At 44.2% G+C, this 17281-nt stretch carries 31 protein-coding genes; all 31 read right to left on the bottom strand.

The features are described from left to right. The 31 genes from BW952_RS10200 to BW952_RS10055 all read right to left on the bottom strand — a co-directional run bounded on the left by BW952_RS10200 (position 1) and on the right by BW952_RS10055 (position 17279). On the bottom strand, positions 1 to 267 hold the full coding sequence (locus BW952_RS10200; RefSeq protein WP_139325437.1) for a hypothetical protein: 267 nt from the start codon (positions 265 to 267) through the stop codon (positions 1 to 3). A 74-nt stretch (positions 268 to 341) separates the two neighbouring features. Beyond that, the gene (locus BW952_RS10195) at positions 342 to 851 is read right to left on the bottom strand and encodes a hypothetical protein (RefSeq protein WP_045850512.1); all 510 of its coding nucleotides are present in this window, start codon (positions 849 to 851) and stop codon (positions 342 to 344) included. Between the two features lie 64 nt (positions 852 to 915). Next, positions 916 to 1479, bottom strand: coding sequence for a hypothetical protein (locus BW952_RS10190; RefSeq protein ID WP_045850513.1), 564 nt, complete (start codon positions 1477 to 1479; stop codon positions 916 to 918). Beyond that, complete coding sequence (locus tag BW952_RS10185) at positions 1480 to 1890, bottom strand: phage tail terminator protein (RefSeq protein ID WP_045850514.1); 411 nt, start codon at positions 1888 to 1890, stop codon at positions 1480 to 1482. Next, positions 1887 to 2372, bottom strand: a complete 486-nt coding sequence (locus BW952_RS10180; RefSeq protein ID WP_045850515.1) for an HK97 gp10 family phage protein — start codon at positions 2370 to 2372, stop codon at positions 1887 to 1889. The genes BW952_RS10185 and BW952_RS10180 overlap by 4 nt, the downstream gene beginning before the upstream one ends. Before the next feature lie 5 nt (positions 2373 to 2377). After that, on the bottom strand, positions 2378 to 2746 hold the full coding sequence (locus BW952_RS10175) for a hypothetical protein (RefSeq protein ID WP_045850516.1): 369 nt from the start codon (positions 2744 to 2746) through the stop codon (positions 2378 to 2380). After that, positions 2747 to 3112, bottom strand: a complete 366-nt coding sequence (locus BW952_RS10170; protein ID WP_045850517.1) for a hypothetical protein — start codon at positions 3110 to 3112, stop codon at positions 2747 to 2749. 14 nt (positions 3113 to 3126) lie between these two features. Then, positions 3127 to 3381, bottom strand: a complete 255-nt coding sequence (locus tag BW952_RS10165) for a DUF7210 family protein (RefSeq protein WP_045850518.1) — start codon at positions 3379 to 3381, stop codon at positions 3127 to 3129. Positions 3382 to 3421: 40 nt separating this feature from the next. Further along, on the bottom strand, positions 3422 to 4447 hold the full coding sequence (locus BW952_RS10160; protein ID WP_045850519.1) for a major capsid protein: 1026 nt from the start codon (positions 4445 to 4447) through the stop codon (positions 3422 to 3424). A gap of 29 nt (positions 4448 to 4476) precedes the next feature. Continuing rightward, on the bottom strand, positions 4477 to 4851 hold the full coding sequence (locus tag BW952_RS10155) for a hypothetical protein (RefSeq protein WP_045850520.1): 375 nt from the start codon (positions 4849 to 4851) through the stop codon (positions 4477 to 4479). A gap of 3 nt (positions 4852 to 4854) precedes the next feature. Beyond that, the gene (locus tag BW952_RS10150) at positions 4855 to 5619 is read right to left on the bottom strand and encodes a hypothetical protein (protein WP_045850521.1); all 765 of its coding nucleotides are present in this window, start codon (positions 5617 to 5619) and stop codon (positions 4855 to 4857) included. A 102-nt stretch (positions 5620 to 5721) separates the two neighbouring features. Next, complete coding sequence (locus BW952_RS10145; RefSeq protein ID WP_045850522.1) at positions 5722 to 6810, bottom strand: phage minor capsid protein; 1089 nt, start codon at positions 6808 to 6810, stop codon at positions 5722 to 5724. Next, a complete protein-coding gene (locus BW952_RS10140) occupies positions 6807 to 8441 on the bottom strand; it encodes a hypothetical protein (protein ID WP_045850523.1) in 1635 nt (544 codons plus the stop codon). The genes BW952_RS10145 and BW952_RS10140 overlap by 4 nt, the downstream gene beginning before the upstream one ends. Before the next feature lie 4 nt (positions 8442 to 8445). After that, positions 8446 to 9795: a PBSX family phage terminase large subunit gene (locus BW952_RS10135; RefSeq protein WP_082084582.1), complete on the bottom strand. Its 1350-nt coding sequence runs from the start codon at positions 9793 to 9795 to the stop codon at positions 8446 to 8448. Then, a complete protein-coding gene (locus tag BW952_RS10130) occupies positions 9767 to 10711 on the bottom strand; it encodes a terminase small subunit (RefSeq protein WP_045850524.1) in 945 nt (314 codons plus the stop codon). Before BW952_RS10130 ends, BW952_RS10135 begins: the two co-directional genes overlap by 29 nt. Before the next feature lie 76 nt (positions 10712 to 10787). Next, entirely contained in the window at positions 10788 to 11108 is a 321-nt protein-coding gene (locus BW952_RS10125) for a hypothetical protein (protein WP_045850525.1), read from the bottom strand. A gap of 77 nt (positions 11109 to 11185) precedes the next feature. Next, positions 11186 to 11425, bottom strand: a complete 240-nt coding sequence (locus tag BW952_RS10120) for a hypothetical protein (RefSeq protein ID WP_045850526.1) — start codon at positions 11423 to 11425, stop codon at positions 11186 to 11188. A gap of 431 nt (positions 11426 to 11856) precedes the next feature. Continuing rightward, positions 11857 to 12351, bottom strand: coding sequence for a sigma factor-like helix-turn-helix DNA-binding protein (locus tag BW952_RS10110; RefSeq protein WP_045850528.1), 495 nt, complete (start codon positions 12349 to 12351; stop codon positions 11857 to 11859). Positions 12352 to 12365: 14 nt separating this feature from the next. Continuing rightward, the gene (locus BW952_RS10105) at positions 12366 to 12560 is read right to left on the bottom strand and encodes a hypothetical protein (RefSeq protein WP_045850529.1); all 195 of its coding nucleotides are present in this window, start codon (positions 12558 to 12560) and stop codon (positions 12366 to 12368) included. A 147-nt stretch (positions 12561 to 12707) separates the two neighbouring features. Beyond that, positions 12708 to 13568 (bottom strand): putative phage abortive infection protein, encoded by an 861-nt coding sequence (locus BW952_RS10100; protein WP_045850530.1) that lies wholly within the window; start codon positions 13566 to 13568, stop codon positions 12708 to 12710. Beyond that, entirely contained in the window at positions 13565 to 13759 is a 195-nt protein-coding gene (locus BW952_RS10095) for an XtrA/YqaO family protein (protein ID WP_045850531.1), read from the bottom strand. Before BW952_RS10095 ends, BW952_RS10100 begins: the two co-directional genes overlap by 4 nt. 76 nt (positions 13760 to 13835) lie before the next feature. Next, positions 13836 to 14120, bottom strand: a complete 285-nt coding sequence (locus BW952_RS10090) for a hypothetical protein (protein ID WP_045850532.1) — start codon at positions 14118 to 14120, stop codon at positions 13836 to 13838. Then, positions 14099 to 14602, bottom strand: coding sequence for a hypothetical protein (locus BW952_RS10085; protein WP_045850533.1), 504 nt, complete (start codon positions 14600 to 14602; stop codon positions 14099 to 14101). The genes BW952_RS10090 and BW952_RS10085 overlap by 22 nt, the downstream gene beginning before the upstream one ends. Then, on the bottom strand, positions 14599 to 14775 hold the full coding sequence (locus BW952_RS19425) for a hypothetical protein (RefSeq protein ID WP_156149412.1): 177 nt from the start codon (positions 14773 to 14775) through the stop codon (positions 14599 to 14601). Before BW952_RS19425 ends, BW952_RS10085 begins: the two co-directional genes overlap by 4 nt. A 12-nt stretch (positions 14776 to 14787) precedes the next feature. Continuing rightward, positions 14788 to 15201 (bottom strand): hypothetical protein, encoded by a 414-nt coding sequence (locus BW952_RS10080; protein ID WP_052698413.1) that lies wholly within the window; start codon positions 15199 to 15201, stop codon positions 14788 to 14790. Beyond that, positions 15161 to 15499: a hypothetical protein gene (locus tag BW952_RS10075; RefSeq protein ID WP_045850534.1), complete on the bottom strand. Its 339-nt coding sequence runs from the start codon at positions 15497 to 15499 to the stop codon at positions 15161 to 15163. Before BW952_RS10075 ends, BW952_RS10080 begins: the two co-directional genes overlap by 41 nt. Before the next feature lie 13 nt (positions 15500 to 15512). Next, entirely contained in the window at positions 15513 to 16034 is a 522-nt protein-coding gene (locus tag BW952_RS10070; RefSeq protein WP_045850535.1) for a hypothetical protein, read from the bottom strand. Positions 16035 to 16225: 191 nt separating this feature from the next. Beyond that, positions 16226 to 16429, bottom strand: coding sequence for a hypothetical protein (locus tag BW952_RS10065; RefSeq protein ID WP_045850536.1), 204 nt, complete (start codon positions 16427 to 16429; stop codon positions 16226 to 16228). Further along, on the bottom strand, positions 16426 to 16881 hold the full coding sequence (locus tag BW952_RS10060; RefSeq protein WP_052698414.1) for a DUF1064 domain-containing protein: 456 nt from the start codon (positions 16879 to 16881) through the stop codon (positions 16426 to 16428). The genes BW952_RS10065 and BW952_RS10060 overlap by 4 nt, the downstream gene beginning before the upstream one ends. Continuing rightward, positions 16856 to 17032, bottom strand: coding sequence for a DUF6011 domain-containing protein (locus BW952_RS19420; RefSeq protein WP_169714096.1), 177 nt, complete (start codon positions 17030 to 17032; stop codon positions 16856 to 16858). The genes BW952_RS10060 and BW952_RS19420 overlap by 26 nt, the downstream gene beginning before the upstream one ends. Positions 17033 to 17048: 16 nt before the next feature. Next, on the bottom strand, positions 17049 to 17279 hold the full coding sequence (locus BW952_RS10055) for a hypothetical protein (protein WP_045850537.1): 231 nt from the start codon (positions 17277 to 17279) through the stop codon (positions 17049 to 17051). Positions 17280 to 17281 lie beyond the last annotated feature (2 nt).

Genomic DNA, 17281 nt, shown 5'->3' with positions numbered 1-17281 from the left:
TCATCCTCCTTTCTGTTGTTTTTTGAACTTCTCCATCAATTTAAAATCCCACTCTAATTTTTCTGGTGGAGCACCCAATGGAGAAGCACCTGCTTTATCCTGATTTTTAGGACGAAGCATACGCTCAAACTGACTGCGTGCTTTCTTTTGTTCAGCTGATTCTTCTCCGAAAGAGGGACGCGCAAACATTAGCATATTATAGTGAATCCACGTTTTGTTCCGCTCTGCTTCCGATTTCGCTTTGGCCTCTTCTTTCTCCATCATCATGTAACCAAGCAGCTCAAGTACTGGTGTTTTCAACACCTCTTTACGCCCACCCAGCCGCTTAGACAGGCGGAATATTACGGCTTCACTGATGCCGACACTGTCTCTGTCGCTTTCTTCACCTTTTTCATGAATGCCATCTTGACTTTTGTCGCGGCCAAAGACTTTTTTGCGCGGTTAAATAATCGTTCAAGGTCATTTTCCTCGACGACTGCATCAAAAATATCGAATACATCTCCTGCTTTCTGTGATTTCAATAGTTTCAAATCGATTCCGCTTAGTGCTGATAACAAAGCAAAAGCTTTCCCCGGCATATGAACAGCCAGTGTTTCAAAAGAACCGATCGCATTCTGAATAAATTTCGCGTCAATACTTTTTTCGATGTCTTCTCCTTCTGCGCCGGCATTGTCAAACAGCTCACTGAACATAGCTTTTAGTGCTTCGTCCTGCTGCACTTCCGTAAAAATTTCTTTGACCGATTTCATCACATCTTCAAACTGGAATAAGTTGATCTCTTCGATTTCATGCTGAATCTTTTTTACTTGTCCATCTTCTTCTTTAATCTTCAGTGTCACTTGAGTAGTCATGTATAAATCCTCCTTGTGTTAAATACATTCTCAAAATAAAAAGAGGGCGCTTGGCCCTCTTGCGTTATGGTCCTACTGGAGCGTTTGGATCGGTTGCGCCAACGTAGAAGAAGTTGCCCGGCTCATTGGCATTCATGCCGTCACGCGGGAACATGGACAGCGCAATAGATACATTGCCCTGTTCATTTGCGTTGGACCGTGTAAATTCGCCGTTTGAAGCCATTTTATAAATGACAATATCCATAGACTTGTCCGTTCCAAGCGCACGAGGATGAATGGTAACCTTCTTTGCCTTCGAACGGATGGACATGCCCATTTTCGCATCCATCAATCCAACTGGATCACCCGAGGTTGCATCATTAATAATTTCTGTTGCCGCAAGTGCTTCTGCTAAAATTTCGATTTTCTGTTCAGCTGCTACAATATTTACTGCACCTGACCACCCTACAAGCCGCTGATCAAATACAGACTCACCGAAATCAGCAATCACGATATCCGCAAATTGCGGTGTCAACGTCAGATCACCCCCGGCTGCCTGAAACTCCGCTGCGCCATCAAATGTAATGGCTTCTGCCCCTTCACCGATGATAATGTCAGATAAACCGAATGGAATTTTTAATGGATCCATTTATATTTCCTCCTTTAGTGTTACATCAAAATTAACCGACCACTCCATGACGCCATTTTCGACGCCAATCCGGAGTGGCTCCGTTGCTGCTGTAATTAAAAAAACGTGATAGCGGCGTATGCCGATCACGTTTCCTTCTTCATCTGTATCTTCAATGGCCACAGGAATATGTTCTTTTCTATGCAGAGCTTTAAAAACTCCCTGCGCAGCCCTTTCTGCATAACCCCAGTCGCTAGACCGGACGTATACCATGTAAGAGGGACGTCGGGTACCGCTCTCGTATTGATCTGGTGGATAGCCCGACTCTGAATAAACAGTACCCGTATCGTCCGCTGCCTGGCGATAATCCATTGACCAGGTGAGCTTTGGAAAAAGCGGGGCTAAAACGTCCTTTAAATAAGCTTGTATCATATGTTTTCACCTGTAATCCGGCGTAGAATACGTTCGTTTGTTTCGTCATATTCCTGGGCAGTGGCTTTGACGGCATTATCCAAGTATTTTCGTCCTGGTTTGTAGCCGCGCCATTTCGGTTTTAATAGCGTTCGGCGACCGCGTCCATTTAGATAATACCGTTCGAATTTAGCACCATTATCGTATTTGTTGTGAGTGCCCATACGATAGGGCTCTTCGTGCCGGCGTAAAGCGTATTTCATATTCGAGCCGACAACCGTTTCAATTTGTCCGTCCTTGTTGCTGGTTGATGAATGGATCGATGCTTCCAAATCCCCTTCATCATGATGAACCAGCGATTTGGTGGCTGCTTCAACGAACAGACCGTATTTTTGGTACTCTTCTTCTGCAATGGCATCGACCTTTTCTTCAATGCCCTCTAGGAGGCCGTCCAAATCGTTTAATCCATCCCAGTTGATGCGTATAAAATCATCTTTTGCCATATCCATCACCTCGGCGGCGCTTTGCCGGTATAAACGGTGCGAAAATACACTTTAGTTCCACTGAAATTCAGTGTTTCATCTATTTCACCGATGCGCCCTTTCACTTCCTGGCCAAAACGATCCGTCCATTTTATTTCCTGCCCTCGCTGCACGAATGTCTCAGGTGGCACATCGATGGCCAGGTGGCTTTCAAATGTTTCTCCATCAGAGGTTGTGATCATTTTGACCTCCGGCTGCACACGCGCTTTTGATTTGCGCGGCTCCCGTACTTTCGGGCGTCCGTAGTCATCTACAAGCGGCTGTTCAACATACTCCGGGCCTCCAGTGATCGGATCGTAAATCGAAATGGTGTCATTCATCGGCGGTTTTGGCATTTATACCACTCTCCCGACACCTGCTTGTGGCTCTTCCGGATGAAGTGCTTCCTGAGCGCGAACGATCAGCTTTTTTACTTCCGGAGAGATTTCATTTTCTCCATCGAATGAAAACGACATGCCTTTCAAACCGAGAGATTTGACGTTATGGCGCTTGAACTTGGAGAATTCCTCCGCTTCACCTTCAATCAGATAAAGCGCCTGCAAACCGACCATTTTGGGGGTCATCAGGGATTCATCATAATGGCTGGTGAGCATATCTTCAGCGGTAAACACGATCTTCTGCCGAACAGATTCTTCTAGCTCCGTGTATGGCTCCGTGTAGGCGCGGTTCTCAAGGTAGGTATTAACTGCTGTGAAATCCATAGGATCACCCGCTTTTATTCAGTTTTTTCAGCAAGAGCAGCAATGAGCTCCGCTTTATTCATTGCAGAGTACCCTTCAATGCCTTTTTCTTTCGCCTCTTCTTTTAATTCAGCGACTGTTTTCTCCGCTTTTTGTTCTGTTTCAGTTAGCTCTGCCTTCTCTTTTCCTACCAGCCGCTTGCCCTGCTCCTCTGACAATTCAATTTCAGTACCTGGCGCAACGACTTTCCCTTGATGAGTTAAGTAAGCTTTCGCAATATATTTCGGCATAATTAATACCCTCCTTTAATGATTTTAATAGGTGTTCTGATTACGCAACTTCCAAAATAACAATGGCTTTCGGACGTTTGAACGCAGGGAAAGCTGATTCTCCCACAATCACTTCTTCGCCAGGCGGATTTTGATGAATGATTGGATTAGCAAATTTACCCGTCGCATAACCCTTTTCAGCAGATGGACCGATCATTGTGTTGCCAAGATTATCACCCAGCAATACGACTTTGTTATCCTCAAGCAACTGGATTTCTTTATCAATGATGACCTTTTGTCCATCAACCATTTCCGCTGCTTCCATCACAATTACGTCGTCATTGATGACATATGTCGGCAATTTTAATGCGCGGAAAACGTTCTGCAGATCCGCAGGGGTTAAAATACGACCGCCATTTGATTGCCCATAAACTTGTGTGCGGATCTGTTCGTTCTGTAACAGGTAAGCTTCTGTTACAGAAGTCATGTGCATTTCAATCGGCGTCCGACGCTGATTTGTTTTCTTAAATTGCTCATTGGCAGCCTGCAGATCTGTAAGCGGTAGAGAAGCTGGATCGGACCACGGAACACTTACATCAAGACGGTTCGCTTCTGGCATTTCATACTGGAACTCAATAGAAACGTCATTTCTAGGATCACTGTAATTAACTCCGCCAGTGTAAAGCGTTTGAGCGCGCAGCCATTCCTTTGTATCGTCAACACCTGCAATCAGGTCGTCTGTATCTGTGTACACGCCATCGATGACCGCTTGGCGCTCTTCCGGTGTACGCGGCTTTTCGAATGAGAATAAGTCTTTCTCATCCAAACGATAGGAGTGCTGCAGCTTGGCCAATTCTCCATATGCTTTCTCAATCGCTTTGCGATCACGAAGCGGGGCGGACGCATTCCATCCTGTGATAGACGCCGCTTTTGCATAAGCACCATTAATAACGTTGTATGCAAAATTAATGTCCTGGACTGTTTGCTCCGGCATGAATTTTTGAAGCAAGTATTGTCGCTGCGGTGGCACGCTTTCAACGTACCCGGTCAGCGTTTCTTTTTGAAATTCTTCTAAGTGAATAACCATTGTTTTTCCTCCTTCATGTCCTCAAAAGATTAAAGATCGAATACGATGCGGCCTTTGACCGCTTCTTTAAAGTTGGTTGTCACACCTGTGCATTTGCCTTCAAGCGGATGACCGGCAACGAGTGCTCCTACAATCGGGTTAGATCCCGCGATGACTTTTACATCATTGGCAGTTAAGCAGGCTGCTTCCATAGTGGCTGGTGTTGGCGTAGCCCCGTCTACTACTGGCTTGAATAGTCCAGTTGCCGTATCTTTAAATACTGCAGTACCGGCTTTTACGTATTGTCCAGCTGTAAAAGCAGTTGCATCCAACGTGACACCGCCTGTTTTCCACTGCATGCCTACCGTGTTGCGCAAAAATTCTTTTTGGCCAGAGACTTGTTCAATTCGTGGCTTCAAATTCATGAATTACCCCTCCTTCTTTTTATGACGCTCAAGCGCCTTTAAGCGACCAGCTTCGCGCGGATCGACCTTCGGTGGCTTTTTATTTCCTTTTTGCTGACGAGGACCTGAATTGTAGATAGAAGTGGCTTTCTTTTTAGGCTGCTTCTCTTCCTCATCGTCTGCTTCATCTTGCGGTCCGAAGTATTCCGGAAACTCTTCTTCGAGCTCTTCAAATAGCTCTTCCAAATTCTCCGCGTTTCCATCCTCATCAAGCTCTATGGCATCAACCTTCATTAAGCGCGCGGCCAGCTTAGGATTGTAACCATTATCGATAGCAAACTCTTTCACAAGAGCCGTTTTTTCTCTGCGTTCCGCACGCAGGAGGCGTTTGTCCGTTTCAGCATCACGATTAGAATCCTTTTTGTCTGGATCTTCCTCGCTGGTACTTTTCTTGCCTGCCTTTTCTTTGAGCTGGCGAAGCTCTTCCGGATCGATGCCTTCGAATTTTTTCATTCGCTTGCTGACAATCCCTTTTGTTTTGGTGGTAAATTGCTTTTTAAACTTTGGATTTTTCAGCAATTCTTCCAGGTCCGGTGTGTCGTCGTCAGGGTCCTCTTCTGGATCAGCATCCAAATCTTCATCTGGATCACCGTCCGGATCCTCATCGTCTGCAAAGAACTGCAAATCCAATTTCAATAATTTCTCTTCTTTAGCGGCAGAAGGCGCCGTCTTATTGGTATTCAACAGCGTTAGCAAGCTAATGAACCACACTTTCAATTTTGTAAACATATAAACTCTCCTCTCATCTCTGCTTTTTTACATAAAAAAAGCAGGCAAAAAGTATTTGGCTGCACTCAGTTTTTATTTTACGACCTTGCTGGTTGGTCAAATTCACTCTCTTACCGCCTTTAAATATTCAACCTGCACTTTCTGCCACCCTTTACCGTTACTCCGCTTCATTCGGCGGAAAGCACCGACTGTTTTTGGAGCTTGATCGCCAAGTACCGCTTTCATGCGCTCATAATACTTTGTTTCTTCTCTTGCTTTTCGGCGGATCTCCTGCTCTTTCGCATACGCTTTTCGTTGAGCGGGCGTCCGATTATCCTTGCCCGGATCAAAGGCGGCCGTCAGGGCTTTTGCTTCTGCCAGTTCTGCGTCAGACAAGAAATCCATCACGACTGGTCTGATGGTTCCCCGGCAATTCGGATGATAAGGAGGCAATGGCACCTCATTCTTCGTTTTAAATCCAGGTATGCTCCCGCTGATCACAACAATCATGTTGCGATATTTCGCGCACACAGGACACGTAACAGCATTTTCAAAGATTCGCACTGTTGTGACCCCTGCTTCTTTATAGCGGTTCTCTGCTCCAGTTACCTGTGCCTGACGCGTTTTCACACGGGCAACAAGACTGGCATACACGTCGAGCGGAAGCCGCTTGCCGTCACGAGTAATGAAGGATGTAAGTCCGCCTTGTGCAAATGCTTTAGCGACCCGCTTGGCTGTTACACGATTATGATTGCCCTGGATAATTCCAGAAGCGATCTCCAGCCGCACGACATCAATCGTGTCATTTATCGTTGTAATGGCAGATTCACGCGCAGTTCGAAAAGCTGCTTTCAAATCAGCTAATGTGTCACTGATCAGATTGTTCAATGCATTCAAATGGATCCGATTTGCGATAACCGGTTTCAGCTTGGCAGCTGCAGCGATTGTTGCAGTGATCGGACTGGCAGGTGCAGAAGTCAGGAGTTCTTGCAGAGCGGCTTGCGCTTCGCTTAATCCTGCCGTGTATGCCGATGTTAGTTCTTCTGGCAAGGTTTGCTCTGTCACTGCCTGCAATTCGTCCAGAGCGGCAATAATGGAAGCAATGAGCGCCATCTTCTGCTTATCGTTTAAGAGGTCTTCTGTGCTTTCAACCTGCTGAAACACAGAAAAAAGAACCTCTGAAAAAGCTTTTAATAGCTGTTCAAGGTTCATTCTTCGTCACTCACTATATCGCCGGCTTCATTCCGGTTATCATTCAAATTCAATGCGGTCTGCCGCCCCAGCAACAGAGATGTGCTGTCATCTGACTGCTTTGCTTCCTCAATACGGGCAACTTCTTCCTCGATCCATTCTTCGGATGCATCCGGATTCGTGCGGCGTACTGTCGTTTCGAGCGACTGGCTGCCAGCAACGAGAGCATCTTTATTTTGAGAAATTAATTCCTCCCGGCTGATCGGAATCATTTCACGGATTTCTATTTGAGGCTCCTCGATCATAACTTTCTTATCTTCATGATTCATCAGCCATAAACAGTTTTCGATCAGCTCTTTCAGGAAATCGATGTACTCGCCCTGCAGCTGCTCTGATTTGATGATCGAAAGAATGAGGTCATACCATTTGGCTTTACCTGACTGGGCGCCTGTACCGCCGCTCTCCATATAGAAATCTACTGCTTTTTCAGAGGTTTTTGTTTCCATAAACATAAGCTTCATTAAGTCTTTGACCCACTGCATACTCCCAATCTTTGATATATCCAGCTGAATCAATTCCATTGCTCTGCCGTTTTTATCGTAGGTGACAATTCCCATATCGCGGTGATCGATCGGCGCACCCTTACCACGCCGTGCTTCTGCTGCCTTTTGCAGTGCTTGATACACCTCCATGCTAACAACTGTTTTTGGCTCACCATTTTTGGTGAAAACAATGGATCCTTTTGTAATCGTCCAGTTTACCTCATCCTGCTTGCTGAACTGACCTTTCAAACTGCTTTTTCCTTCCGGCTCCATAAAAGTTGGTTCATTTGCCCAATACACAATAAACGGAGTAGTCCGGCCTTTGTAGATTTTTTTCACCTCATCGACTTTCAGCAGCTCCCGGGCTCTTTCTTCTTCAACTTGGGTCAGCTCATTGCCGTCCAGTTCAAAAAGCATGTGAGTGGTCTCCAACCGATAGTCTCGCTTGATTCCAGTTTTTACTTGTTTTTTCTCAACTTCCACCCGCTCTCGGTACACGTGCAAAAACTTACCTTCCACTTCATCAAAAGTACGTTCATAGGCTAGATCCACACCCATTTCATCTTCATGCGGGTAATATAGATCCCTCATTTTAAAATCGATAAGGGGTCCACGATCATCAAAAGACGGCACTCCAACTAGGGCGCCGTCAATCTGATGCTGTACGATATTCTGCCAGTGCTTGTATTTAAGCCGGCTGTTTTTTGCAATTTGATCAAGGGTTTCTTGCGGCAGATTCGTAATTTTGTCATTATTTTCGTCGCCATCAGGACCCTCAATCACATCATCTGCTGCACCAGTGGTTTCATTCTGCTCTTCTGTAGCGGTAAGGGAAGTCTTAATTTTACCGATCGAGCGGCTAACGAACATAGCTGGGATTTCCGGAATCAGCTTCGCTATATTCGCGATAATATAAGGCGCTTGAACACTACCCTTTTTATCGTAATCAGTATCAAACTTTAACGGATCATAGACTTCCTGGTTATCCAGCATCTGCTTGGCTCTCGGAAATAAATCCAAATGCTCGCCATCATAGAGCTTCCGATATTCAAACACGTCTCCATGCTTGTCACGGATAGTTTGCTCACTCCACTGTTTCCATTCAATCACATTATCACCATCCTCTCGCACTGCTTACACCAGCTCTTGGCGCAAACAGAATTGTGTTTACAAAGTACCGATCCGCGTCTAAGTGATGATCGTTTTTCTTAATGGGCTTATCTTCGCCTCGTTCTGCCGCTTTTTCATCCCATACATAAGAAGCGTACTCCCGGAACGTTTCTTTGCAGCTTTCTCCGTACTTGATCATGCCTTCTGTCAAAGCAGTGGACACATTGCGAATGCCATCAACCACACTATTTATTGCATCAATAACATAATGGCCCTTTTGTTCAAGCAACGTTATGAAGGAAGCGGCCGATGGATCAACTATTGTTCCATCCAGATCGATCCCTTTAATAAAGTCCTCGAAGTCTTTCAGATACTCTGGATCTGACTTCTGCCTGCTGCTTTCACGACCATCATAATGGTATTCCTTCACTTTATACCAAACGCCGTCAGAAAGGCCCCACAGCCCAAATGCCATCGGGTTCTTTGTTCCATAGTCAATACTGACGTAATACTCGCGGTAGGAGCGCCCGGTCACTTCTGCCTGGTGCTTATCCGGATCGAACATGTCGTAAATGACACCTTCGGCAAGCACCCATAAGCCCAGTATGTACCGCTTATAGAACACTCCAGCGTACATGCGGTAATAACGCTCTTTTGTTTCCTCATCAAGCGAAAGATTGTCATCCATGATGAAGTGAATATGCAGCATCTTTTTTTCTTTCTTTTTATCCAGCCATTTCTCTTTGAACCAGTGATACGGTCCCGCCGGGTTACAGTTAAACCAAAACTTTGCTCCTTTTACGGAACAGCGAGCGGTTGCCTGGGAAACAAAGGATTCAGGCATAAGCGCTACTTCATCAAAAAACATGCCGGCTAACGTGATACCTTGGATAAGATCCTGGGAAGACTCATCCCTGCCGCCGAACACATAAAAATGATTGGTTTTCCCCTTAAAGGTAATGGTCAGCATATTATCTGCCCGATGATCTTTTACTTTATATCCTCGCGATCGTAACATGCGGCTGAGCGGCTTAATAACGTTACGCCGAAAAGAGCCGATCGTTTTTCCGGCCATCCCTAAATTTTCGTCCTCAAATTGGTCCATCGCCCACATAACGTAGGAAAGAGACATCACAACGGTTTTACCCGCCCGTACAGAACCATCACAGATAATACCATCCTTATCCTTATGAGGGGATGCATCACGCCACCAGGTCAGCACCTTTTTTTGTTTAATAGAAAACGGCTTAAACTTAAATGGAGCCTTTTTCTTTTTGCGTTTCGGGTCAGCTGGGATAAGGAAATTCAGTTCTCTCTGCAGCTGCTCATTCTTCCTCTGCGTCGCTGTCCTCATCCATCCACACCTCTTCCGTTACAGCATCCAGAGCGGCTTCAAAACCGTCATCTTCATAATCTTCTTCATCGTCTTCCCCTCGGATTTTTGCGATTTCCGCATGTTTCTTCGCAATTTCTGCTTTTGCTTTGGCTTTTTCGAGAAGCAATAACTCATTGTCACCGAAAAGCCCTGTATACTTCTCAAGTTTTTCTATTGCCTTCATTCTGTCTGCAAGCTTCACGCTAACGCCATCTTTTCCTTGTTTGACTTCTGTAACGATCGTCCCGTCAATTGCATCGCTGTTCTTAAAAAACATTTCATTGTAGGAGTGTATTCGAGGAATGACTTCTTTTACGCTTCCATCTTCTTCAAGAATGGTGTCGTATTTTCCGGTGTGTATGTCCTTTCTATGGAAAGTCACATAATCGGTGATGTCCGCAAAAGCGATTTTAGCGTACTGATCCAAGACATCTCTCGCACTAATAAACAACTCTTCCTGCAAGTCTGCTTTCAATTCACGGATATACTCTGAAACCTTAACATTCCTTAACAGACGACTCCCTTGAACATGAGCTGTGTCTTTTGAATATCCTGCTTTGATTGCGGCGATCGTTGCATTAAAGCTTTTAACGTAATGCATGCAAAAAAGCCTTTGCTGTTCAGTGATTTCGCTCACTTCCACTTCATCAGCAATTGGCTTTCTTTTATTTAGAGCACGTTCCTTTTTGGCTCCCTTATTATTCGGAGTACTCCGTATTTTTTTAGGGAGTACTCCGTTCAATTTGTCGTTCCATTTATCTTTGGATTTCCACCCGCTGATTGTCTTTTCCGGAACGCCTAACTGCTCAGCAAGAGCACGATTCGTTATTTCTCCAATGTGCAGCTTCCATATCTCGAAAGCCTCATCCCGTTTTGGATCTCTTTGTCTGGCCATGTCACATCACCGCCGCCTCCTTTGAATTTGAGTTGTTTTGGAGCAAAGAAAAAAGCACCCCGTAGGATGCTTTTTATTATCTGAAGCCAAGTTTCTTTGCAATGTATTCTTTCCCTGCTTCTTCTTGCATAGCTTGCCAGTTTGAAAAACGACTTTGATCTTTTACGTATTGATCCCATACATTCTTATCAATCTTCTCAAAGTCTTCTTGATTTAAAATTTCAAAAGGGCTTTCTGAAATAAACGTTTTAATATCAGGAACATTTGTGTACTTTCTCATAAAGCTTTCGTTAAACAACACTTCAAAGGAAACTTCTTCTGTTGCCTCTAAATCTTTAGCACCTTTTTGCATTTGCTCCAAACGTTTTCCTAACTTGTCAAATCCATTAGTTTTCATATCAATCCCTCCTGTCTTTTATTTCGACAAAAGGAGATAATTTCCTGCAACAATAAAAACGCCTATTAAGGCGCTTTTCAAAACTGGTTATTAAAATAAATGAAAACGGACTGCATCATTACTCCTAGCTCTTCGTTAAAGATTAATGCAGAACCGACAAGTAAAGCGTTGGTTGCAAGCCTCCCAATAAATTTGCACAAAATGAAATAGATAATGAGAGCTATTATTGCAGCAGGAGCAAAGTGCAATACAGTGCTCATTCCAGCCTCTTTAATACTTTCTATAGTATTCGTAATGGCTAGGTTTACTTGTTCCATAAATACCACCTCCTTACCAATTATTATATCGGTAGTGGTGGGGTTTTCCTACAAAAAACGCTACCTTGGTAGCAACGTAAATTGTCTTCTCATATATACGTCATCTGTACGACAAAAAAGTGAATAATAATGTTGGAAAAATCATATGCTAATACATGAATAAATTTTTGGGGGTTGATTTCATGGAGTTATTTCCATTATTCAAAGATACAATAATTTTCATTAGTGCTGTTCTTGCCATTTTGACTTCTTTGATTTCAATTTATAAATTTATTGAATCCCTATTTAAAAACGAAAAAGTAAGTCGTTTTAAAAAAAAGCTACTCTGTAAAATAAATATTATATTCAAATGCGAGCCATTTTCCTCATATCAATTAAGCCGAAACACTATAGCACCAACGCTTAATTACAGAGTGATATAAAGATTACACTCACGACACAAGAAAAAGGCTGCCATTTTTACGATTTTCAATTTTCTTTTCCGCCCGTTCAAGATACGTCTGGACCGATGATTTAGTGATCCCAAGCAATTCAGCTGTATACTCAAACGTAATCCCTTCGACTTTCACTAGCATAAAAACATCTTTCTCACGCTTTGTTAATGTGCATAGCGCATCCTCGATGATTTCTTTTTCCAGTGAAGACAACTCGCGTGCAATTGATTTATAAACAGGCGCAACCGGCAGGATATCTAAAACAGCTGGATCCAAAGTATAAGCCCCTGTCCGATCAGCCCCACGCATCGCACCAGGATTCCGGCCGGACACCATCCACTGAATCGCAAACTCGACTTCGCTGATCATGCTGTTAATGAGTGACTTATCTTGAATGTCCTGCTCCAACAACTCCGGTTTGGCTTCAATGGCTTCCTTCATCTTTTTTAGTTCCCTCAACGATTGCTTGTATTCGTAAATGAGTGTCCGCATGTACAGTCCTCCTTTTATTTGTAGGCGCCGCCCTTGCCGCGTCTTAACGTTTGCATGTTGGTGTTCATCAAATACTTCATATCCCGCTCAGTGAGCTTCTCTGACTGTCTGACGGGCTGTTTCTTCTTGTGTCTTTTCTTTGGCTTCGCCGGCTTGGGCACATTATTCACCTTGCACCACACGACCAGCTGCTCTTTCATCGTTTTCATGGGATCACTCCTCGGTTGCAAGAATAGGGGTAAAATTGTAGATTGGTTGCAATGACAGGCGCTGCTAAAACAACAAAAAAGGACACCAAACAGCGCACGAATTTTCGTGTCTGTTCAGTGTCCTTCAGATGGCTGAGAGAACTATCATTATTCAATTACAACATTAAAGTTACAATACATACCGTAGTCATCATGACGAAGTAATAAATCTTTATCTACACTTAAAAAGAAATTGTACTTTTTTGAAAGCTCGAGGAACGTTTTATTTTCTACTCTAAAGCAAAGATACATTAGATACACCATTTCATAAGGAGAAAGTTGGGACTTTATAATCTCAACATACTTAAATTTCTCATCATCGATTAAAGATTTTTCATCATCTAGAAACAATAGTAAAGTACAAATGTTTTTAAAATAATGAGATGTGGTTTCCGAAAAGTCTTTTGCTGTCTCACTCACGGCTTGTTCTATGTTGGCTAAACGTTCAAACTGATTATGGCTTGGCTGCTGACTTATTCTCTTAAGCTGAGTATTCATGTAGTCCCTTAATCTTTTAAATAGAGCGCGACCATCATAGACTCTTCCAGCTTCTACATAATGAATTGAATTAACAATTTCATTATGCAGCGACAACATATTAAAAAATGTGCTCTCAAATTGTTGTTTTAGCATTGTTTTATGAGAGGACTCATGAACTTTTCTTGTTTCTTCTAACTCGGTTCGTGTTAATGCTAATTCAGTTCTTTGCAAAAATAACTCCTGACTTTGTATTCTTATCGCGTGAATTACAAAGAAAATGCTTGCCAATGATAAAAAACCGATAGTGGACCCTCCAAAAAAATCACCTACCGCACCCAGTTCACTCAAACTTGTAATTGAGGCAGGTTTTCCCGAAGATAAAAATATACCTATAGGCATCACAATAGCAGCAAGAATAGATCCATAGCCTGCGCGTAACCACCCTTTTTTAACGTCCTTATCTTTTAACTCTTTTTCTTTCTCTATCAAAACTCTTCCCCCTCTTCTCGCCTCATCCGCTTCACTTTCCCCTGGTGCGTGACGATCTTATATTCCCCATGCGGAGGTAACTCCCTGATCTTGACCTTCCCGTCACAGATCACCACAACGCACGCCGGTCCTATTTCCATTATATCCAATTCCAGCTTCATTGTGGAAGGATCAATTACGATATCTTTCATAGTCGAGAAGCCCCCAGTCTGTTAAAATAATAGTGTCGATATTTTTTAACGGGCCGGGGAGCTTCCCTGGCTTTTGTTATGCATAGCCCCAACGTTTCTTTGCCATTTCCAATCGTTCCAGCGTCAAATCCGTGTACTTGGCCAGAATGTGCTCATCTGACACACCCTTGTCCACGAATCGCTTATACTGCGCTTTGCTCAGGCTGCCGTTCGAATTGACGGTACGTTTCAATCGGTAAGGCTCCGCCGACTGCTGTGCTTTCTTCAAATACGCCGGCCGCTTGGCATCAAACTTCTTGCAATACTCCGCCATTTCTTCTTTGGTCCACTGCTGTTCAATTACTGCGCCTCTGTATGCCATTTTCGAAACATCCCCTCTACTAAGCTATTTCCGTATGGACTGAAACTGTCTGCCCAGGGCTCGCTCGTTTTCATCAGGTCAGCTTGGCCGCGGTTACGATCCACCGTAAAGAGAAAATCCCACTGGACACCGCCACTATTAAAATGCATGTCCCCGACTGCGAATGCTTTTACCCGAAGCTCCTCTTTGCTCATTTCACGGACACCCGACCGGACCGCATCTTTTGTGTACCTGGCTGTTTTTTCGTATTCTTCCCGCCGTCGATCTTCCCGGGCGTTTTCAGCGATGAGCTCAAGTAATCCGCCATCGCTCAGCTGGTAATAAGCTTTTTTATAAGCAGCACCAGTCTTGCTGTTAAATTCATGTTCGACGCGTTCGAGTGATGGCGCCTCCAAATGTGTTCGCGCGTACTTTTCAGCAAATACGACAATGCGCTTATGTGTTTTGTTCAACGACGTGAGGTTATCTAGTTTTGTTCTCACACTTTCCACTCTCTTCTTCTATAGTCGTGAAAGCTGTTTAAAGCGTCCTCACGCCCTTTTAGTCTCCCGGCCTCATATGCCTTTTTGATACGAAAATGAGCATCAAATGAGCAAACTGTGAGCATGAGAGCGGCGCTTGCAAATGCGCTGATTAAAATAATCGCTAGATTCATTGAGCTTCCTCCTCATAAATATTCAACGACCAGCTCCGGTGAAAAGCGGAAAATACCGTCCAAACTAACCCGCATTTTGATCGGCTCACCATTGTCCCTGGCTTCTGTCAGCATTCGAGTGGCTTTTTCCCAGTCGCATTGATCTGAACTTTTCTTCAGTGCATATCGCTGATAATGCCAGATGGCAAAAACGTATTCTCCCCACTGTTCGGTGATCTGCTCCATTTCTTTTGTTTTTTTCCGATAGCCTACCTCCCACATTTCAAGCGGGCTTCGGATGTGATCCGGAATGAGTGCCGATACATAACAGAAGCGCTCCACATCGTTCCCCATCCATTGTTTTTCGATTACGCGGGCCTTTTTAACATTAAATGGCTGTCCGTCCTTATTGATAGGCTCCACTTCGAAAATCGTCAGTTGCTGCATACTGTTCACCTGCCTGCATTAATTCTGTAAACCATGCTTCATCTTTCGTTAAAAGTGCCAGGTCCACCATTAAGTCGCGCATACACGCTCGATCTTCCTCCGGCAGCGTGATCTCCAGTGGCTCGACATCACCTATTTCACAGATGGCTTGCGTATGAGCCAGCCGAAGCAGAATGCCTTCCACCGTTCTTGCTACCCGAGTGATATAAACCGTTTGACAGTCCCTTGAGAAGAAATCAATGTACGCAAGAAAATACTGATTTGATTTACGAGCCAACACCCAGTCACCTTCACGCATGACAGACCCTCCTTTAAAATAGTGTCATCTGTTCGAATGCCGTTTCTTTTTCGGGTGAATCGAAAATAAACGCTTCTTCTTGTTGATCTGACAGTGTTTCTGCTTTTTCGATTACTGGCTCTGAATCTACTAACTCGAAATTTTCAAACCAGTGGGCTTTTAAGCAGCCGTTTAACACCTTGAGTTCAGGATCGCTGTAGTAATAAACATGGCTGAGACCGTTTCTGGCCACGACGTAAAATGTTTTGCCAATCTTTTCTTTGCATATTTCCCAGTGATACATCAGACGTGCTCGATATACTTGACGAAGCTCGATCCCGGTATCTTTTACCGGGGGATATGGTGGCCATTCTTCGCGCTCAGGCTCTTGTTCTCCTTCCGGCAATACCTTGAATTTCTCTTTGGAAAAACAACCTGTATGGGCACCCTTCCGCGGGAATTTGGAAGCGTAGAAACTATCGCTACCCGCCGGGAAGAGAAAGAATATTTCGCCTGCTGGCAAGATATCTGGATCAATACATGTGCCTCGAAGCATTCCGCTTAACCTCCTTTCTCAACAATAGGGACGAACTATTGATTAAAATAAAATAAGCAAAATATGAAAATTGGACTTAGGAAAACAAATAAAGTAACTTTTAATTTATAAGTCATTGTGAACCTCCTGTTCAAGAGTTTGATTCAACTGCTGATTAACGCTTGCACTTATCATCAAGGTCAAGGTGCATTTCAGCACGGACCAGGTTGCCGGCCTTCTCGTGCTTGGTTACGTGATTGATTAACTATCTTCAAATACTCAATTGCAACTTCGCCTGAATATCCTTTCAAATTGACAACCTTTCTTCCTAAAAGCTCGTACTCTCCAGTGGTGACTGTATAGGTGGTTTTGTCATTTCCAATTGCAAAAGAAACAGTGTCACCCTTATTTATCATCGTTTCCGCCTCCACCCCGCTTTTGTGTACTCCATAACCACGAGCTCCTGTCCGATCGCCTGTTCAAGCAGCTTCCTGCGCAGCGAGAAATCCCTCGAGGCAGGTCCGCCTTTCACATCCACAATTTCTGTCCGGCCGTCTTTCCAATACACTTTAAAATCAGCTGTGTATTTCGCCCCTGCCTTCTCTTTTGATCCCTTTCCGGAACAAAGAGTGCAATTGATTGCGCGCTTCGTTTTCTCGCTGATACGGCGTCCAGAACCTTCACAGCGTCGGCATGTAACGGTGTAAGCCGGGATGATGTCAAACGCCGGCTGCACGTCCACTTTTTCGACGTTCGGATCAGCAAGGAGCAGCTTGTAATAATCTGCTTCCGCTTTGCTGTCAAACACCTTTCCAAATGCGAATGTTTTCTTCGCGTTCCAGTTACGCTGACTTCTCGCTTTCCGCATGATTCAGCACCTCATCCATCGTGACTTGATTCCGTTCAAATTCAGCCCGTGCTGCTTCCTCAGCGGCTTTTCTTTTGCAAACAGGACCCATGAAAGCATCCATGCTCTTTTGTGTCTTGAGCGGGCGGTTACAGCGTTCACAGAGTTTCATCCAACCCTTCCTTTCTCTACAAATCCAAACTTAATTGTCCCGTTGATTTTTCCTCTTCCAGCTCATCAATTCTTTTACGAAGTCGGTCATTTTCCATGCGCAATTCAGTTGTCATAAATGCGGAGGACCTTGCGTTTTGCACACAACGTTCGTGTACGATATGATCTCTCCACATTGTCCCCTCGTCTTCCCAGACCATTTCTTCACAAAAGATGCAGTCCTCCGGAAAAATAACTCCACTGGCCATGA

The sequence above is a fragment of the Domibacillus enclensis genome, from assembly GCF_900156125.1.
GTDB lineage: Bacteria > Bacillota > Bacilli > Bacillales > Domibacillaceae > Domibacillus > Domibacillus enclensis.
This window is presented reverse-complemented; position numbering and strand designations above follow the sequence as displayed.

Bases quoted from the DNA above. Each gene is read 5' to 3' on its own strand.
- BW952_RS10200 (WP_139325437.1), bottom strand. From the start codon at position 267: ATGATGATGGAGAAAGAAGAGGCCAAAGCGAAATCGGAAGCAGAGCGG.
- BW952_RS10195 (WP_045850512.1), bottom strand. From the start codon at position 851: ATGACTACTCAAGTGACACTGAAGATTAAAGAAGAAGATGGACAAGTA.
- BW952_RS10190 (WP_045850513.1), bottom strand. From the start codon at position 1,479: ATGGATCCATTAAAAATTCCATTCGGTTTATCTGACATTATCATCGGT.
- BW952_RS10185 (WP_045850514.1), bottom strand. From the start codon at position 1,890: ATGATACAAGCTTATTTAAAGGACGTTTTAGCCCCGCTTTTTCCAAAG.
- BW952_RS10180 (WP_045850515.1), bottom strand. From the start codon at position 2,372: ATGGCAAAAGATGATTTTATACGCATCAACTGGGATGGATTAAACGAT.
- BW952_RS10175 (WP_045850516.1), bottom strand. From the start codon at position 2,746: ATGCCAAAACCGCCGATGAATGACACCATTTCGATTTACGATCCGATC.
- BW952_RS10170 (WP_045850517.1), bottom strand. From the start codon at position 3,112: ATGGATTTCACAGCAGTTAATACCTACCTTGAGAACCGCGCCTACACG.
- BW952_RS10165 (WP_045850518.1), bottom strand. From the start codon at position 3,381: ATGCCGAAATATATTGCGAAAGCTTACTTAACTCATCAAGGGAAAGTC.
- BW952_RS10160 (WP_045850519.1), bottom strand. From the start codon at position 4,447: ATGGTTATTCACTTAGAAGAATTTCAAAAAGAAACGCTGACCGGGTAC.
- BW952_RS10155 (WP_045850520.1), bottom strand. From the start codon at position 4,851: ATGAATTTGAAGCCACGAATTGAACAAGTCTCTGGCCAAAAAGAATTT.
- BW952_RS10150 (WP_045850521.1), bottom strand. From the start codon at position 5,619: ATGTTTACAAAATTGAAAGTGTGGTTCATTAGCTTGCTAACGCTGTTG.
- BW952_RS10145 (WP_045850522.1), bottom strand. From the start codon at position 6,810: ATGAACCTTGAACAGCTATTAAAAGCTTTTTCAGAGGTTCTTTTTTCT.
- BW952_RS10135 (WP_082084582.1), bottom strand. From the start codon at position 9,795: ATGAGGACAGCGACGCAGAGGAAGAATGAGCAGCTGCAGAGAGAACTG.
- BW952_RS10130 (WP_045850524.1), bottom strand. From the start codon at position 10,711: ATGGCCAGACAAAGAGATCCAAAACGGGATGAGGCTTTCGAGATATGG.
- BW952_RS10125 (WP_045850525.1), bottom strand. From the start codon at position 11,108: ATGAAAACTAATGGATTTGACAAGTTAGGAAAACGTTTGGAGCAAATG.
- BW952_RS10120 (WP_045850526.1), bottom strand. From the start codon at position 11,425: ATGGAACAAGTAAACCTAGCCATTACGAATACTATAGAAAGTATTAAA.
- BW952_RS10110 (WP_045850528.1), bottom strand. From the start codon at position 12,351: ATGCGGACACTCATTTACGAATACAAGCAATCGTTGAGGGAACTAAAA.
- BW952_RS10105 (WP_045850529.1), bottom strand. From the start codon at position 12,560: ATGAAAACGATGAAAGAGCAGCTGGTCGTGTGGTGCAAGGTGAATAAT.
- BW952_RS10095 (WP_045850531.1), bottom strand. From the start codon at position 13,759: ATGAAAGATATCGTAATTGATCCTTCCACAATGAAGCTGGAATTGGAT.
- BW952_RS10090 (WP_045850532.1), bottom strand. From the start codon at position 14,120: ATGGCATACAGAGGCGCAGTAATTGAACAGCAGTGGACCAAAGAAGAA.
- BW952_RS19425 (WP_156149412.1), bottom strand. From the start codon at position 14,775: ATGAATCTAGCGATTATTTTAATCAGCGCATTTGCAAGCGCCGCTCTC.
- BW952_RS10080 (WP_052698413.1), bottom strand. From the start codon at position 15,201: ATGCAGCAACTGACGATTTTCGAAGTGGAGCCTATCAATAAGGACGGA.
- BW952_RS10075 (WP_045850534.1), bottom strand. From the start codon at position 15,499: ATGCGTGAAGGTGACTGGGTGTTGGCTCGTAAATCAAATCAGTATTTT.
- BW952_RS10070 (WP_045850535.1), bottom strand. From the start codon at position 16,034: ATGCTTCGAGGCACATGTATTGATCCAGATATCTTGCCAGCAGGCGAA.
- BW952_RS10065 (WP_045850536.1), bottom strand. From the start codon at position 16,429: ATGATAAATAAGGGTGACACTGTTTCTTTTGCAATTGGAAATGACAAA.
- BW952_RS10060 (WP_052698414.1), bottom strand. From the start codon at position 16,881: ATGCGGAAAGCGAGAAGTCAGCGTAACTGGAACGCGAAGAAAACATTC.
- BW952_RS19420 (WP_169714096.1), bottom strand. From the start codon at position 17,032: ATGAAACTCTGTGAACGCTGTAACCGCCCGCTCAAGACACAAAAGAGC.
- BW952_RS10055 (WP_045850537.1), bottom strand. From the start codon at position 17,279: ATGGCCAGTGGAGTTATTTTTCCGGAGGACTGCATCTTTTGTGAAGAA.